Source organism: Paenibacillus sp. BK720 (assembly GCF_011761545.1).
Taxonomy (GTDB): Bacteria; Bacillota; Bacilli; order Paenibacillales; family Paenibacillaceae; genus Pristimantibacillus.
The window spans coordinates 470,479-487,048 of record NZ_JAASRQ010000006.1; the positions used below are offsets into that span (position 1 = coordinate 470,479).

13 protein-coding genes are annotated in these 16,570 nt (G+C 50.9%); 3 read left to right on the plus strand and 10 right to left on the minus strand.

Features of this window, described 5'->3' with window-relative positions; translation table 11 throughout:
* Positions 1–30 precede the first annotated feature (30 nt).
* The 7 genes from FHT67_RS23930 to FHT67_RS23960 form a co-directional block, all read right to left on the minus strand.
* Positions 31–1,182 carry a mannitol-1-phosphate 5-dehydrogenase gene (locus FHT67_RS23930; protein WP_167201550.1) on the minus strand — a complete coding sequence of 384 codons (1,152 nt, stop codon included), beginning with the start codon at positions 1,180–1,182 and terminating at the stop codon, positions 31–33.
* Positions 1,182–1,616: a PTS mannitol transporter subunit IIA gene (locus FHT67_RS23935; protein ID WP_132308185.1), complete on the minus strand. Its 435-nt coding sequence runs from the start codon at positions 1,614–1,616 to the stop codon at positions 1,182–1,184. Before FHT67_RS23935 ends, FHT67_RS23930 begins: the two co-directional genes overlap by 1 nt.
* Complete coding sequence (locus FHT67_RS23940; protein WP_167201551.1) at positions 1,613–3,676, minus strand: BglG family transcription antiterminator; 2,064 nt, start codon at positions 3,674–3,676, stop codon at positions 1,613–1,615. Before FHT67_RS23940 ends, FHT67_RS23935 begins: the two co-directional genes overlap by 4 nt.
* 85 nt (positions 3,677–3,761) lie before the next feature.
* A complete protein-coding gene (locus FHT67_RS23945) occupies positions 3,762–5,240 on the minus strand; it encodes a PTS mannitol transporter subunit IIBC (protein ID WP_132308181.1) in 1,479 nt (492 codons plus the stop codon).
* A 264-nt stretch (positions 5,241–5,504) separates the two neighbouring features.
* Positions 5,505–5,966, minus strand: coding sequence for a phage tail protein (locus FHT67_RS23950; protein ID WP_132308179.1), 462 nt, complete (start codon positions 5,964–5,966; stop codon positions 5,505–5,507).
* A gap of 128 nt (positions 5,967–6,094) precedes the next feature.
* Positions 6,095–7,642 carry an ATP-binding protein gene (locus FHT67_RS23955; RefSeq protein ID WP_167201552.1) on the minus strand — a complete coding sequence of 516 codons (1,548 nt, stop codon included), beginning with the start codon at positions 7,640–7,642 and terminating at the stop codon, positions 6,095–6,097.
* 301 nt (positions 7,643–7,943) lie between these two features.
* On the minus strand, positions 7,944–9,377 hold the full coding sequence (locus tag FHT67_RS23960) for an MDR family MFS transporter (protein WP_132308175.1): 1,434 nt from the start codon (positions 9,375–9,377) through the stop codon (positions 7,944–7,946).
* 148 nt (positions 9,378–9,525) lie between these two features.
* Here FHT67_RS23960 and FHT67_RS23965 point away from each other — a divergent pair, with 148 nt between their 5' ends.
* A complete protein-coding gene (locus FHT67_RS23965) occupies positions 9,526–10,167 on the plus strand; it encodes a TetR/AcrR family transcriptional regulator (protein ID WP_167201553.1) in 642 nt (213 codons plus the stop codon).
* 16 nt (positions 10,168–10,183) lie between these two features.
* On the opposite strand, the gene FHT67_RS23970 is transcribed toward FHT67_RS23965, so the two are convergent.
* Both FHT67_RS23970 and FHT67_RS23975 read right to left on the minus strand, forming a co-directional pair.
* Entirely contained in the window at positions 10,184–10,774 is a 591-nt protein-coding gene (locus FHT67_RS23970) for a uracil-DNA glycosylase (protein WP_167201554.1), read from the minus strand.
* A gap of 22 nt (positions 10,775–10,796) precedes the next feature.
* Positions 10,797–11,720 carry an ATP-dependent DNA ligase gene (locus tag FHT67_RS23975; protein WP_243867426.1) on the minus strand — a complete coding sequence of 308 codons (924 nt, stop codon included), beginning with the start codon at positions 11,718–11,720 and terminating at the stop codon, positions 10,797–10,799.
* Positions 11,721–11,821: 101 nt separating this feature from the next.
* Between FHT67_RS23975 and ligD the strand changes: the two genes are divergently transcribed.
* Both ligD and FHT67_RS23985 read left to right on the plus strand, forming a co-directional pair.
* Entirely contained in the window at positions 11,822–12,721 is a 900-nt protein-coding gene (gene ligD / locus FHT67_RS23980; RefSeq protein ID WP_167201555.1) for a non-homologous end-joining DNA ligase, read from the plus strand.
* 90 nt (positions 12,722–12,811) lie between these two features.
* A complete protein-coding gene (locus tag FHT67_RS23985; RefSeq protein WP_167201556.1) occupies positions 12,812–14,818 on the plus strand; it encodes a catalase in 2,007 nt (668 codons plus the stop codon).
* A gap of 254 nt (positions 14,819–15,072) precedes the next feature.
* Here the strand turns inward: FHT67_RS23985 and FHT67_RS23990 are convergent, their stop codons facing one another.
* On the minus strand, positions 15,073–16,467 hold the full coding sequence (locus FHT67_RS23990; RefSeq protein WP_167201557.1) for an MATE family efflux transporter: 1,395 nt from the start codon (positions 16,465–16,467) through the stop codon (positions 15,073–15,075).
* Positions 16,468–16,570: the final 103 nt, after the last annotated feature.

Below are 16,570 nucleotides of genomic sequence, written 5' to 3' on the forward strand. Positions count from 1 at the left end.
ACTAAAGTTTGTTTTTCTCAAGCGTGATTCTTAACGCTGATTTGCAACAGCTTCGTAGCTTTCAATGATCAGCCCGTATACCGGATGACCTTCCGGAATCGAAGTATAATGCGACACGGTCTGCCCGATACCCTTGTCATGAATCGATTGCTGCAGCTCTACCGCTTCCGGATCATCGGCGTTAACGAAGCGAAGCGCCGCCGCCATTACTTTTGCCAGCTGAACGGGCTGGATTCCTCGCTCATGGGCTTGCAAAGCCGGCTTCACAAGACGGTCATTGGGCGACAGCTTGCGGATCGGCGACCGTCCAACGCGGGTAACCTCGTCGGTCAGCTGGTCGTTGCGGAACCGTCCGATAATCTTCTCGATATATTGGTTATGCTCGGCTTGGTCAAAACCATACTGCGCAACAAGTACGGCCCCCGTCTCCTTCAAGGTCGCCTTCACTTCATGAACGATAGCCTCATCGGCCATCGCCTGCTGGATCGTCTCGTAACCGCGAAGACTTCCCAGGTAAGCCGCGGCGCAATGCCCCGTGTTTACGGTAAACAATTTGCGTTCGATATAAGGCATAAGATTGCGTACGTAATGGACGCCGGCAACCGGTTTGTACCCCCCGAACATCGCGGATTCGTCTACAACCCACTCGTAAAACGGCTCAACCGTTACCTCAAGAGGGTCCTCATGATGCTGAATCGGAACGATCCGGTCAACGGCCGCATCGGGAAAAGCAACCAGCTTCGCTGCCTTTGCCTTCGTCTCTTCATCAAGATGTCCGAATACATGCTCTTTCAGCTGGGTGCTGCCGCCGATCGAGTTCTCGCAGGCGATAACATGCAGCGGGCCTCCTCCGGATTCAATCCGCTTCTCGATCCCGCGGGCGATGCCCGCCGCAATATGCTTCAAGATGTTGACGCCTACGGCCGTGGTCACCAGATCGGCCTCCGCCACTGCCGCCGCAACATCGTCTATTTTTGTTCCGTCAATGGCGGTTACGCCCGTCACCTGCAGCCGATCCTTGGCTTCGTTCGCCAGCGTTACCGTGTAAGCTCCGCGCTTCCGCAGCTCCGTAACAAGCGCTTGGTTGACGTCGGAGAAAATAACTTCATAACCCGATTGCGAAAGAAGGAGTCCGATAAATCCGCGTCCGATGTTGCCCGCTCCGAAATGCAAAGCCTTCATTATTCCATCCCGCTTTCGAAGATCTCGATCATCTCTTCGGCCGTGGAAGCCTTCAAGATCCGTTCCAGATTGTCGTCGTCGGAGCAAACCATCGCTACGTTCGTCAGGATGTCCAGATGATCGTCGCCAACCGCCGCAATGCCGATAACCAGATGCGCGATATTCCCTTCGCCGAAATCAACGCCAGCCGGAATTTGAACGATGGACAGGCCCGTCGACTTGATGGAGCCTTTCGATTCGTTTGTTCCGTGAGGGATCGCAAGGCCGCCGCCCATGTAGGTGGATAGGGACTGCTCGCGTTCAACCATGCTCTCCACATAGCTTGGATCAGCATGACCGGCATTAACCAACAGCTCTCCAGCCAGGCGAACCGCTTCGAATTTATCGTTTACCGCAGCATTCAATTTCACCTTATCTGTAGACAAAATACTCATTGTACGTCACTCGCTTCCGCTTTAATATTGAAAAACATTCTAAGATGTATGGTTAAGTAATCCTTAATTTCCGCTTCATCGCCAGCCTCGAGCAAATCAATCATGACCGTATCGAGCAGCATGGCGCTTATTTCGCTTAATACCTCGAGCGCTTCCTTCGTTAAGGTCCGGGGCGCCAGCATTAATAAAAAATGGCTTAACCTTGACGGCGACGCCATCTCCACCGTAAGCGCATCGTCCAATCGGTATAGGGACAACGACGGCCTCGTGATTTCTTCCCCGCGCGTATGAAACAACGCTACTGCGGTTCCCGGTATCATCTGACTGCCGCTCTGTTCCCGCTGCATCAGCCGCTGCGCAACTAGACCGGCATCCGTTAGCACGCCTTTGGCCTCTTCCCGCGCGCAGGCTTCTTCCAGAATAGCCGGCAAGTCTCCGCTCTTCTCCTTAATCAACACAACCTCGAAGCGCCTGATCAGACTGACCATCTCATCGAGCGTCGTCTTAAGGCTCACCAGCTGCTCGAAGGTAGAGGCTTCGCTTCCCGCTTTCTCTTCCTTGGTCGGAGCACCGTCCCGTTTCTGGACTAAGCCCGTCTGGACGAAAGCCCTCAACCGGTCCGTCTCTGCCTGCGTCAGGAGAGGGCTGACCTTGATATACGGCTCGCCGTTGATAGGCAGGTCTACCGTGGAGATGATCAGGTCGTACTTATCCTTCTCCGTCCTTGATGCTTCGTACCAGGATACCCGGTCGACGATATGAATTTCCGGCAGCTCCTTCTGGAGCCTGATCTGCAGCAGCTTGGAGGAGCCGATGCCGCTTGAACAGACGAGAATGGCCCGGACATTATGCCGCAGCTGCTTCAGCCGTTCCAGCGATGCTCCGAAATGCATGACGAGGAATCCGACTTCCTCATCCGGCACAGCCCTATCGGTAAAGACGCGGTTTACCGCTTTGCGAACGATATTGAATAAAGACGCATAATCCTTCTTGATCTGATCCAGCAGCGGATTACGGATATTCGTGCCTTCGCTCAGCCTCTGCAAGGCATCCTTCAAGTGTAGGAACAGCCCGTCGCGCAGAGAACGGTCTTTGTTGAATTCGGCAGCCATGGCCTGCTGCACATGCTCAATCAAGGAACGTACCGTATCGGTTAAAATCAAATCATCCGCAGGCAGCACGGATAGATCTTCGCTCTGGACTGAACGCAGCAGCCTGCCGATATATGCCGTCTCTGCCGGCGGAAAAGTCCGTTCCGTCAGGGCGGCTAAACGTTCCGTCAAATACACCGCATCGGATTCCTGACGTAATGCCGGGACGGATGCAGCTTCAACAGTCTTGCCTGCCCGGATCCTCCGCAGCGCGATAGACAGCCTGATTAGCAGATCCGTATAGGCATTTTCGCTTAAGCGGCTGCCCCCGTATTCCTCCCAGCTCCATAAGATCTTCTCGACGGCTTCCATTTCCGATTGACCAACAAGCGTAAGCAGCCGGCCGTCAAGCGGATGAACCGGAAGCTCGTTGCGGCTGGAGATCAGCTCCGTATCCTCGAACCGGTCCCTGATGATCTGACGGATCATCTCCCGCAATTGCTCTTCTTGGCCGGTAAGTTCAATCCCGTAGCCCCTTCTGCGGGTCAGGGTAACCCCGAACCTTTGCACCCATTGGTCCAGATCGTCCAGATCATTGGCTACGGTTGGAATGGTCACCTTGGACTCATGCGCAAGAGTGAACAGCTTAACCGGCTCCTCGCTCTCGAGAAGGAGGCAAAGGAGATATAGTTGTCTTTCCTCGGGCGAGAATTCGATCTCTTCGGATACGGTAACGAGACGGGCTAATCGCTCAAGCGCCGCTTGATCGCCCTGAAGCCGTATGCCCGAGCCCGATTTCTTAAGCAGCCTTGCGCCTTCGGCACGCAGGATCTCTTCGACCGCTGCAAGCTCTCGGTGTACGGTTCTCGAACTCACCTGAATTTCTTCTGCGATTTGGGCCGCCGTCAGCTCGTGATCATTCCGCAGCAGCAGCTCTAGAATTCGGCGGGACCGGCTGGATATACGCATTCACACAACCCTTCCTATAACGATAGAATGGCCCCAACGCCGGAAAATAATCTCCAGCGCTGGCAGCCTTGATGAGAAAGGATTCTTACGAAAGCCGGTCTACGAGTTTGTCATACTCCGGACTTTTCAAGAAATTATCGATTGAGATATGCTCGGCTTTCGGCGCCTGGATTTTAGCGCGGTCCGTCAGCGTTTTGTGCGTAATGACGATGTCGGCATCGCCGGGAATATCGCTGATTGCCGTATTAATGACCGTAACGTCCGAGCCTGCGGCTTTCATCTTCTTGCGAAGAATCGATGCGCCCATTGCGCTGGAGCCCATGCCGGCGTCGCAGGAGAAGACGATTTTATGGACATCCTCTTTCGCTTTGACCGTTTCGCTTGCTGCCTCAGCATGCTGAGCGGCTTGCGAAGCCGCTGCCGGAGCCGCAACCGCTGTTGCCGCTGCCGCCGTATTGCCCGCCGCCTTCATTTCTTTCATTCTTGCCGAAGCCTGTTCGAGATCGTCTCCGTCTGCAGCCTCTTTCTTCGTTGTCTTGAGCAGCAGAGCCGCAATAACAAACGATACGATAGCAGCGGTTACGATACCGCTAAGAGCCGCGAGAAGGCCGCCTTTTGGAGCCATGGCAATGTAAGCAAAGATACTGCCCGGCGAAGGTGGTGCAACTAGACCCGCTCCAAACAGCGAGAAGGTGAAGGTACCGGTAACGCCGCCGGCGATAACCGCCAGAATCAGACGCGGATTCATCAGGATGTACGGGAAGTAGATCTCGTGAATACCGCCGAAGAAGTGAATAATCGCCGCGCCGGAAGCCGATTGCTTCGCCGAGCCGCGGCCTGCGATCATGTAAGCAAGCAGAATGCCGAGGCCTGGACCCGGGTTCGATTCCAGCATGAAGAGAATCGATTGCCCTGTCCGGGACGCTTCTTCCAATGCAATCGGACTCAATACGCCATGGTTAATGGCATTGTTGAGGAACAGAATTTTTGCAGGTTCAATAATAATGTTGGCCAGCGGGATCAGGTTATGATTAACCAGGAACTCTACGCCGTTAGAAAGAATCTTGGTTAATTGCTCGATTACCGGACCAACGCCGGAATAAGAGATCAAAGTAAGAATCGCGCCGATAATGCCAAGCGAGAAATTGTTTACCAGCATTTCGAAGCCGGATTTGATTTTCCCCTCGATCGATTTATCGAATTGCTTCAATACCCATGCGGCCAGCGGACCGCAAATCATAGCCCCAAGGAACATCGGGATTTCCGTACCCACGATGATGCCCATCGTCATCAGAGCGCCGATAACGCCGCCGCGCTGTTTATGAATCATCGTACCGCCCGTATAACCGATCAGAAGCGGAAGCAGGTACTTGATAATCGGATCAACAAGCTTTGCAAGGGTCTCGTTGGGCAGCCATCCCGTAGGAATGAACAACGCCGTTATGATCCCCCATGCTATAAAAGCACCAATATTGGGCATAACCATACCGCTGAGAAAACGTCCGAATTTCTGGACTCCCACACGAATTCCCCCGGTCGGAGAACTGTTTTGCACGTGCTGCATATTTGGGTTCCTCCTCTATAAAATCGCTTTCTTTTTTACCCGGGCCGGCAGTGCCGCCCGGGTTACTATCATCGTAAATGATGCCTCGCGCCAGAACAACAAAAGGAAAACGAGGTTTTGTCAATCATACTGTTGACAACATTTTATTAGATTATGAACGGCAAACAGGCCACCCCTTATAAAAGGAGCAGCCTGTTGGATTTGAGCGGATGGCGGTTATAAGCCTTCTAACCCGTTCGTGAATCCGTTCTTCCAGTTATTCTCTTAGTATTCGCCTTTAATAACGAAAAACGAGCCGCGAATCGTGCCGGCCAGCTTGGATTTCTGTCTGGCGAATTTGAATTTCCCTTCCAGCTCCTGCGGAATCTCCATGCCTTCGGAAAGCTTGAACCCAACGGCCCTCTTCTTCGCATCGTCTACCGTGTACATCACGTTAAGTGCTAGTCCGTCTTCATAAAAGACGTAGGTAAATTTGATGTTCTCTACTTGGAACTGCGAAGTCTCCAACGGTTTTGCCGAGAATTCGATATTGCGTTCCTGCAAGATCCGGTTCACGTAATCCAGTGCTTCCTGACTTTCGCTGGCGGGTACAACCGTAAACTCATGCTTGTACTTGGTCATGAAATAGCGGGCTTCGTTGGCGCGAAGACCGGCCAGCGCTTCGGCCACAGGCGAGGATTCCAGGCCAACGGTAGACACATTTTTAAAATCAACGGTGTAGGACATTCCCATTCCTCTTCTCTCACGAAATTTTCCTATTTACAGGATTGCTAATCTATCAGATATTATACCAAAAAATGTTTGGCAGACAGCCTCTAATCAGGAACTTGTTCATGACAATTCCGCAGATTCGCTTACCTGATAGTCAGGTAATCCTCCAGTGCTTGTTGAAGCGTTCCTTTGGTTATGGCTTTATGTTCAAAGGATATGCCTGACCGGATCATACTCTTCACGATCTCCGGCCTAAGTCCGGTCACAATCGGCTGGCAGCCCATCATTTGAATCCCGTCGAAGACATGGATAAGCTGTCTGATGACGCTCTCCTCCATCCCCATGACGCCTGACATATCTATAATTAACGTTTCAATCCGGTTGTTGCCGATTTGCGATATAACCTTATCCTCAATGATGTTGGCCCGGATCTCGTCAATCGTCCCGATCAGAGTCAGAATGGAGGTTGCTTTCGTTAGCGGAATAATCGGAACGGACAAATCTTCTACCATTGCCCGCTGCGCCTGGATGAGATCATCCTTGAATAAAGAGTAGCTTATAAAAAACTGATTGAGGAATTGATCCATCAGTTGGTTAATGCTCTTCTCCATGCTGTAATAATGTTCTTTGCTATCGTTATGATTGTTCAGACGGTCGTAATTGTACAGGAAGTCCCACATGACACGCCGTACTGCCTGAACCCACTCCAGCTTGAATGCGAGGGTTAAAGAATGCTTTGCCCAAGTGACTCCCTCCTGCTTGGCAAAGGCAATCGTCTCGTGCTCCTTCCCGTCGATGATGAAGAGGACCAGCTTGTGCGCGTTATCCAGCAGATTGATATTGCCGATGGTGAGGATCTCCTCAATTTTATCCCGCACGTTAACTGCTTCGAGCAACAGCCTTTGTTCGAAATTATCCCGGTTAATGATAAAGAAGTCTTTCATATTCATTGTGGCTTCCAATTCCACATAAACTACCTCTTTCCATTTTATATGGTTTGTTCCTTTCGGAAATGTGATGGTAAACTTGGTGCCTTCATTTTCCGAGCTTTGCACTTCGATTGCTCCATTATGCTGATAAATGACGGAGAAAACGAGAGTTAATCCCATGCCCGTTCCGTTTTCCTTCGTCGTATAGAATGGCGTTCCGAGCAATCCAAGCTTTTCTTTGGGAATACCGACCCCGCTGTCTTGAATACAGACGATCACTTCATTCTCCGTCGCCATGTGTTCAATCGAAATAGATCCGTTACCCGGAATCGCCTCAAAGGCGTTTTTAAGCAAATTGAAAAAAACCTTTTTAAGCTGATTCTTTTTGCCCTTGATGTAAGAGCCCGGATCTCGTAAATTCGTATGAACCGAAACCCGGTACATTTGATCCTGAAACAGCTGGGTTAACGAATCCAGTTCTACCGACAGATCGATCGCAACGTACGGCTCTTCCTCCAAATCGGGCTTGGATACATGCAAAAGATTTTGCAGGATATTAATCGCGTTACCCAGCTCCGACTCGGCAATCTCTATGTACTTGCGTTCGTTCTTTTCTTTGAGAAGCTGTAAAAAGCCCTTAACGGCAGTCAGGGGATTTTTAACCTCATGAGCGATTCCCGCGGCTATTTGCCCCACGGAAGCCAGCTGACTCAGATGGATGTCATTTCTTTTGATTCCTGCGGCGCCTTCCTTTTCCTGCATCCGTACTTATCCCCGATCTGCTGCAATTGTTCTGCGTTGCAGCTTATTATAATACTGGCCGTTTATATTGTATGTACACGAATAGGCATACTTCTAGTATACCTACTGCGCAAGTAATTTTACTATACTGAATATACTGAACATTTCGCCGATAAATGTAATATATTTGATATTTTTGTCGAGCAGCCGTCCATTATTTCGACGCCTTAATTTTAGTTTTAGGCTGGTGCTCCTGGCCGGTTCGGACAAATGAACAAAAATAAAAAGGCCATCCTGCCAGATGGCCTTTTAGCGGATAAGTTTAATCCGCTTTTTGTTTCTTGCGGTTGGATAATAATAAAGCAGGAAGAAAGGACACGGCCGCAAACCCGGCCGACCACCAGAAAGCAACCTGATAAGCATCGGCAAGCGAAGCGAGGCTCCCGCCGGTTCCGCTTTTCAGCTGATGTCCGATAACCGTTGCCAAGACAGCCGAACCGAATGCTCCCCCAATCGTCTGGAAAATCCGCGTCGAGATGCTTGCATGCGGAATTTGCTCCTTCTGCAGTCCTTCATAAGCCGATACCATAATCGGAATAAAGATCCCGTTCATCGCCGCCCCGCGTACAAGCTGCGCCGCGCCAAGCACGATATGGCTCGTATCCGTTCCGGCCAAAGCGAACGGAATGCTGGACAGCAGCGTGACCGCCAAGCTGACAAGCACAATGTTTCTTGAACCCACGCGGTCGGCCAGTTTTCCGATCCAGCTCCTCGTAAGCAGCATCCCAACCCCTTGAGGAATCAAGAGAAGCCCCGTCGTCAGAACGCTTTCGCCGCGAACCTGCTCGTAATAGAGCGGGAGCAGCAGCATGGCGCCATTCATGACCATACCCGAGAAGAACAAAATGATGTTGGATGCCAGGAAGTGCCGGGAACGGAAAAGATGCAAATCAAGCAATGGTGCTTGCTTCGTTCGCAACGCATATACGATATAAGCGGCCATCAACACAATACCCGCCGCAAGCGGAATGATGGCCTCCGCCGAAGAAAGCCCGTCGGAGCTGATCTCTGAAATCCCGTAGATCAGGGCCGCGAATGCCGGAGACAATAGCACAAGTCCAAGAATGTCGAATTTCGGTTTCTTCGCGGCAGCCTCGCCTTTGGGAATGTGCCGCCAGGACAGCCATAACGCGACCAGCATAACCGGGATGTTAACGTAGAAGATCCAACGCCAGCTCATGTTGTCCATAATGAGTCCGCCAATTACCGGTCCAAGAATCGGACCGATTAGCGTTGGGATGCTAATAAGCGCGATTAGCCTTCCGAGCCCGCTTCCGCCAGCCGATTGAACCAGCACGTTCGTGATCGTAGGGACGAGCAGCCCCGCGCCAGCTCCTTGCAATAGCCGGAAGCCAATCAAGCTTTCGGTGTTCCATGCCAGCGAGCATAGGAGCGAAGAGACTAGAAACAGCCCCAGGGAGAACAGATATAAGTTCTTCCCGCCGAATCGCTGTATAGCCCATCCCGATACCGGAACCGCAAGTCCCATCGTGAGTACGTATCCCGTTATTACCCATTGCGTGGTCGATACCGTACTGTGCAAATCAACCGCAAGCGTATCGATTGCCACGTTAATCATGGTTGAGTCCAGCAAGGGAACAAGAGCTCCGAGAACAAGAATAAGCGCGATTTTTAAAATGCCGGGATCCATCTTTTCCTTTGGTGCTTTGACTGCCTCCGCTTGGCTTTTGACCATCGTTATTCACCTCTCTGCCATTTAGGGTACGGTACGTACCGTACCTTATTGGAATACAATATTATAATTCTAGCGAAAATGCAATATACTATTTACAAAGAGTCTAGAAGGACGTTGTCCTAACACAACGCGGGAGTTGGAACAAGATATGACGGATTCGCGGCAAGATCGAAAAACGAACGACGAGGAACAACAAGCGGGAGGATCGCGGAGACGCGGGGACGTTCTGGAGAACGCCATATTGACCGCTGCATGGGAGGAGCTGCGGGAAGCCGGTTACTCCAAAATGACGATGGAGGCCGTTGCAACCCGGGCCAAGACCAATAAGACCGCCGTCTACCGCAGGTGGCCGAATAAGGCGAAGCTGGTCATCGCCGCAATGATCAAGCATATGCCCAAGCCCTCCCTCGACACTCCCGATACGGGCAGCTTGCGGGATGACGTCCTTTCCTTAATGGATCGGATTATTAAGCCCATGCAGCTGATTGGGGCCGAGACCATTCATGGCCTGATGGTGGATTTGCACGGGGACGAGCTTCACGCCAAGATGACGTTGTCGCCAAGAGCGGAGGATCCGCTGTCCATCGCCATGACGAATATTTTGAAGAACGCCGAAAAGCGGGGCGAGGTCGTTCTCGAAGGGCTGGCGGAGCGCGTGATCACCCTTCCGGTTGACCTTGTGCGGTACGAGCTGCTCACCACGCATACGCCGCTGACCGACGAGGCTGTTCTTGAGATCGTGGACACGATTTATTTGCCTCTCGTATGGAAGACAACCAAACAAGGCTGAACCGATTCGCTTCGGCTCAGCCTTGTTTGGTCTGACTAATTTCCGTCCACTTCTTCTTCAAGAATCTCAAATCCTCTATAAAGAACTTGAATAAGTTAGGCCGTCTTCGCACGGCCAGCGGATGGTAAGTAAAGCTGATCGGCGTACCCTGAAACTCATGCCAGCTGCCTCGCATTTCCTTGACGCTGGCAATCTCCTTGTCCGGAAATAAGGCTTCCGCAACGACATTACCGAATCCAAACAGAACAGTCGGCTGCTTCTGGAGCAGCTGCTGCCGTAAATGAGAAAGGCAGGCCGTTCTCGCTTCAGGCTTATTGTAGGCGCGCCTCGGCCGGCATTTGAGCAAGAAGGTTACATATACATCGTTTTTGTCTATCCCTGCCTCCCTTAGCCCAAGCTGTAACGCTTCCCTTGTGCCGCATAGAAACGAATTGCCTTCCCTGTCCTCCCGGGCTCCCGGATTATCCAATATCATCATAAGGGGAGCATCCGGATTTCCCTCCCCCCAAATGACGCGAGTCCGTTGCTTGGACAACTCGCATAGCGCGCAATGCTCTAAGCCTTCAGGTGCTTGCTCTTCAGGCAAGATGACAAAGGAATGATCCATTTCTCGTTCATCGGCTCCTTTTTTAACTTCTATTAAGCAAGCATTCATCCGGCGGAAATTCAACAAATCCCTCGATACTCGGCTGCCTGAGCGATCCGCCTTCCGTCCATTCCGCATATTTGATCTTTACGGTCTTCTCCGGCCGTACCCATATGGCATCCTTATGACGCGGCGGGAGATGATCGAAAGGGTGATCGCCGGTAACGCTTCCGCTCAATTCTTCAGTCAGCTCTCTCCAATCCTTAACCGTCATTTTCCCTGTGCCGGTATGCCCCACATAATGCAGCCTTCCAACGGAATCGTATAATCCGAGCAAAATCGAATTAATCGTATTATGGCCTAGAGTAAATCCGCCAATGACGGCGATGAGATCCTGAAAATTTTTCACCTTTAGCCAGTCATCCTTTTTCTTCCCGATAGCATAGGAGGAATTTATTCTTTTAAGCACAATCCCCTCCATTTCTTGCCGTTTTACTGCGTCAAATAAGCTTTCGGTATGGGGAACCGACGGAACCAGCTGTATATGCTTGTTGGGTGTAATGACTCGAGATAATAACTCAACTCTTTCATGAAACGGCTTATCATGAATCCACACCCCATTGAAGTAGATAATGTCGAATATCATATAAAAAATCGGCACTGTCTCGATGGCCCTTCTTATCCGATCCCCGTTCCTTACACCGTCCCGCCTCATTACCCGTTGAAAGGATGGCTTGCCATGATCGCCTAAGGAGATCACCTCACCGTCTAAAATGACGGATGGACTGCTGCAATATTCGCGCAGGTTTGTAATCTCCGGATAATGCATGGTCCTCTCATTCTGCTTGCGGTTATAAAGCTTTACTTCGCCGCGATCGGCATAGGTTAAAATCCGGACACCATCCCATTTTACCTGTGCGATCCATTCTTCTCCTGTTGGAATGGCGGCGCTCTTCATGGGCTCCATCGGTAAAATAGGCTCCACACTGATCACTCCGTTTTTTGGATAATACATAGTTTGAGCAAAAAGGATTGAAAATATAGAAAAACACTGGGGGCTTTTCGCGCGTGGAGGAAGTCGTCGTTGATGGCAAAAGAATTGAAATTACGCATCCCGACCGCATCATTTGGGAGTCGCAGGGGATTTCAAAGCTCGACTATATTCACTATTTGGTCAGTGTGTCGCCTTACATGATTCAACATGCAAAAAATAGACTGCTAATGGTGTGGCTCTATCCGCATGGAATAACCGGAAAGAAAATTGAAAAAAGGTCCGTCCCCGCGTCCGCACCGGAATGGGTAAGCCAAGTTTTCTATAAAAATAAGGAGCGAATCCTATTAAACGATACGTCTACCTTGGTGTGGGCCGCAAATTACGGTGCTGTTGAATTTCACGTTCCATTTGACCGTTACGATAAAACCGATTACCCCATGGAAATGGTTTTTGATCTGGACCCTCCCGATGACAAAAGCTTTCATCGCGTCATCGAGGTAGCATTAATGCTGAAGGAGCTTCTTCAATCCCTTGGATTGTCTTCCGTACCGAGAACCTCGGGCTCTTCAGGGCTTCAGGTTTTTGTACCTATTGAGCCGGTTTATACGTTTGAACAAACTAGAAAAATAACGGCTTTTATTGCAAATTATTTTAGAGAGCAAATGCCGGAGCGGATTACGCTTGAAAGAGTCGTTTCAAAAAGAGGAGACAAGCTTTATTTCGATTACTTGCAGCTGTGGAGAGGAAGAACCATGCCTGTCGTATACTCCCCGCGAGCCAAGCCGAATGCAACCGTTGCCGCCCCGTTAACATGGCCGGAACTAGCAGAAGGGGTTCAGCCTACGGACTTTACGATGTTGAATATAGCGGGAAGAATAAGCGAAAAAGGGGATTTATTTCAGCCGTTGACAACGGAAAAACAGAATCAATCCCTTGATGAAATTCTAGCGTTTATGGAAAGAAACAAAGGCTGAGGGCTATTTTCTTCGTCTGCCAAGATTAAATCCTAGCAAATAGGGTATTTGAACGTAGGGTTCTTATACACGGCTAGGAGGAATTATCATATGGACAATAAGAAAACGGAGCAATTAAAGAAATATACCGTTAACAGTGAGGGTAGGCATGATTTGACCACCAACCAGGGGCTCAAAATGGCCGAGGACGAGTTCTCCCTAAAGGCAGGGCAACGCGGCCCTACTCTGATGGAGGACTTCCACTTTCGCGAGAAGATGACTCACTTCGATCACGAGCGCATCCCCGAGCGAGTCGTTCATGCGCGCGGCGTTGGCGCTCACGGATTTTTTCAGCTTTATGAGTCCCTGGAGGAGTTCACCAAGGCCGATTTCCTTACGGATCCCTCCAAAATCACGCCTGTATTCGTGCGTTTCTCAACGGTGCAAGGATCAAGGGGATCAAACGATACCGTTCGGGACGTGCGCGGCTTCGCGACCAAGTTTTACACGGATGAGGGCAACTATGACCTGGTAGGCAACAACATGCCCGTTTTCTTTATTCAGGATGCCATCAAGTTCCCCGATTTCGTCCACGCCGTGAAGCCCGAACCGCATAACGAAATCCCGCAAGGGGCCAGCGCCCACGATACGTTCTGGGATTTTGTCGGGCAAAATCCGGAGACGGCCCACATGGTAATGTGGGTCATGAGCGATCGGGCCATTCCGCGCAGCCTTCGCATGATGGAAGGCTTTGGCGTGCATACCTTCCGGCTCGTGAACGCCGCAGGGCGATCTCATTTCGTCAAATTTCATTGGAAGCCTGTCTTGGGGATGCATGCCTTGGTTTGGGATGAAGCTCAGCAAATCGCGGGCAAAAATCCGGATTTTCACAGAGAGGATTTATACGAAGCGATCGAAAAAGGCCAATATCCGGAGTGGGAGCTTGGCTTGCAGCTTATTCCGGAAGAGGATGAGCATAAATTCGATTTTGATCTGCTGGACCCCACCAAATTGTGGCCCGAAGAGGAAGTTCCCGTGAAACGGGTCGGCAAAATGACGTTGAACCGGAATGTCAGCAATTTCTTCGCGGAGACGGAGCAGGTCGCCTTCCACCCCGGTCATGTCGTGCCCGGTATCGATTTCTCGAACGATCCCCTTTTGCAAGGGCGGTTATTCTCCTATACCGACACGCAGCTATCTCGGCTAGGCGGCCCCAATTTCCACCAAATTCCGATCAACCGGCCTGTTTGCCCCTTCCATAACAATCAACGCGACGGCATGCATCAGATGAACATTCATCAGGGACAAACCAGCTACCATCGGAACGGCTTGAACGCCAATCAGCCCGCACCGGTCCCCGAAGAGCACGGGGGTTATGCGCATTATCAAGAGCGGATTGACGGACGCAAAATCAGAGGACGCAGCGAAAGCTTCCTGGACTTCTATTCGCAAGCGAAACTTTTCTACAATAGTCTGGCTCCTTACGAACGAGAGCATGTAAAGAAGGCTTTCTGCTTTGAGCTGGGCAAGTGCAAATCCGATCCCGTAAAAGCAAACGCGGTTGCCCTGTTGAATCATATCGATCGCAGCCTGGCGCAAGAAGTGGCAGACCAAATCGGTGCCCCTCTTCCCGAGGACAACATGGAAGTGAAATCCGACAAAAAATCTCCCGCTCTCAGCATGGCCGACACGGTCCTTCTCCCGGATACGAAAAAAGTCGCAATCGTCCGGGTTGGCGATCCTGATGTGGAACGGTTTGCCGAATGGACGACGGCTCTGACGGAACAAAACGTTAATTATACGATTGTCGGCCGTAAGCTCCATGATTTGCCTAACCCGCTGAAAGTAACGGCTACCTTTGAGACGACCGACCCTACTCTCTACGATGCCGTATTATTGGTTAGCAGCGGGCCTTCGATTCCGGCACCCGCCTTGGCATTCATCGAAACGGCGTATAAGCACTATAAACCGTTGGCGCTCGCTGTCAGCGATGATCAAGCGTTAGCGTCGGCAAGGGTGAAATTGGACGAGGCCGGAGTGTACGATTTAACTCATTCCACGATTGAAGCGTTCATTAACGGAATCGCGCAGGGCCGTTTCTGGAAACGACAGCTCTAAGTCCAATTTAATAAGAAAATCGGTTTGTTGGAATACTCTTTATGGATCATACAGGAGGTGAATGTACAGTGAGCACAAAGGCAAAGCCCGATAACAACACCCCAAAGAGCAGCCCTTCACGGTCTAACGACCCGAACGATCAAGGAAAACCTAAGATGCAAAACAATTCAAAGTAATGCGGATTGCATTACAAAACCGAAACCCGGTCTAAATGACCGGGTTTCGTGCGGTGTGACAATATGCAATATTTCAGCTTATGCCTGTGCTCCCGCGCCGTTATCCGGAGCGACGGAAACCGGTTTTACTAATGCTTTCTTCTCCCATACCCTGCTTCTCCAGCGAAGCAGCATCATAACCCCGCGCAGCCATTCGTCCACCGTGAACGCAATCCATATGCCAAGCAAGCCGATCCCGAAATGAACGCCCAGCAAATAAGCAAGCGGCACCGAGACTCCCCACATGGAAATGACGCCCGCTAAAACGGGGAATCGCGCATCCCCGGCGGCGCGCAGCGAATTGATAATGACCATATTAAAGGTTCGGCCGGGCTCAAGTATAATGGAAAGCAAAAATATACCCGCTCCGGCCGCAATAATGTCAGGGTCCTTCGTAAACATTCCAATCAACTCATGCCGGAATATCGCAGCCACGCCAACGACAGCAAAGGTCAACAAGAAGCTGACTCTTACGCTTTTCATCAGTCTGCGGTAGGCTTCCTGCATTTCTCCCGCGCCGACCATTTGTCCGACGATAATCTCCGTCCCCATCCCAATCGCCAGCGCCAGCGCCATAAAATAGTTCGATACATTCATGACGTACACATGCGTGTTTAACGCGGTAATGCCAATCATATTGACGAAGCCAATGATCATCAAGTACTGCGATTGGTAAGAGAGATGCTCCCCCGCGGCAGGCAGGCCGATGCTCAGGATTTTTTTGGCGTAAGAACCGTTCCAGCTCACGTAATCCTTCCTTCGAATCGGTGCGGCCGATCGGCGGTACAAAAGGATAAAAAGAACAACGATGCCAAGCAAACGGCTGACGACCGTTGAGATGGCGGCTCCCGTAACTCCCCATTCCGGGAAGCCCAGGCTGCCGAAAATAAGCAAATAATTGCCTCCCATATGGAGGAGGTTGACGCCTAGCGTTACAAACATAACGCTCTTTGTGTTTCCGGTCGAACGGATGACCGACGAAACCGCGTAAGAAAGCGCCTCGACCCAAATAAATGCGCCGATAATCTTTAAATAGCGGTTTGCGATTCCGATTTGTTCGGGGTTTAAGTTCAGCAGACGCAGCAGCGCTTCCCCAAAACATACGAGAACGATGCTGACGAGTATCCCGAAGATCAGGTTCATCGAGATCGCCATCGCGGAAATACGGCCCGCTTCTTTCGCACGACCGGCACCAATATACTGAGAAACCGCAACGCTTGTGCCTATGCCAACAAAGCCGAACATCATGATACAGAAATAAATAATTTCATTGGCTAAGCCGACTGCGCCCGTCGCCTTGTCGGAGATGCGGCTTAACATAAACACGTCAACCGTGCCCAGCAGCATCCGGAGTACGGAATCCACGAAAATCGGCCAGGTTACGGCATAAAGACTAAGCTTCTTCCAGGATGGAGTATGGTCTGATAAAGTCACGTTTACAAGCTCCCACTATGTTTATTCTCTGTCGCCTTCCCTAGTGTAGCGCTCGCAAGTTCATACGTCTATGGGGGAAATATTGTTGCTATGCCCCGATATT

Coding starts and splice junctions, on each gene's coding strand:
- FHT67_RS23970 (WP_167201554.1), bottom strand. CDS start 10,774: ATGGATCATTCCTTTGTCATCTTGCCTGAAGAGCAAGCACCTGAAGGC.
- FHT67_RS23965 (WP_167201553.1), top strand. CDS start 9,526: ATGACGGATTCGCGGCAAGATCGAAAAACGAACGACGAGGAACAACAA.
- FHT67_RS23985 (WP_167201556.1), top strand. CDS start 12,812: ATGGACAATAAGAAAACGGAGCAATTAAAGAAATATACCGTTAACAGT.
- FHT67_RS23955 (WP_167201552.1), bottom strand. CDS start 7,642: ATGCAGGAAAAGGAAGGCGCCGCAGGAATCAAAAGAAATGACATCCAT.
- FHT67_RS23930 (WP_167201550.1), bottom strand. CDS start 1,182: ATGAAGGCTTTGCATTTCGGAGCGGGCAACATCGGACGCGGATTTATC.
- FHT67_RS23935 (WP_132308185.1), bottom strand. CDS start 1,616: ATGAGTATTTTGTCTACAGATAAGGTGAAATTGAATGCTGCGGTAAAC.
- FHT67_RS23960 (WP_132308175.1), bottom strand. CDS start 9,377: ATGGTCAAAAGCCAAGCGGAGGCAGTCAAAGCACCAAAGGAAAAGATG.
- FHT67_RS23945 (WP_132308181.1), bottom strand. CDS start 5,240: ATGCAGCACGTGCAAAACAGTTCTCCGACCGGGGGAATTCGTGTGGGA.
- FHT67_RS23940 (WP_167201551.1), bottom strand. CDS start 3,676: ATGCGTATATCCAGCCGGTCCCGCCGAATTCTAGAGCTGCTGCTGCGG.
- FHT67_RS23975 (WP_243867426.1), bottom strand. CDS start 11,720: ATGGAGCCCATGAAGAGCGCCGCCATTCCAACAGGAGAAGAATGGATC.
- FHT67_RS23950 (WP_132308179.1), bottom strand. CDS start 5,966: ATGTCCTACACCGTTGATTTTAAAAATGTGTCTACCGTTGGCCTGGAA.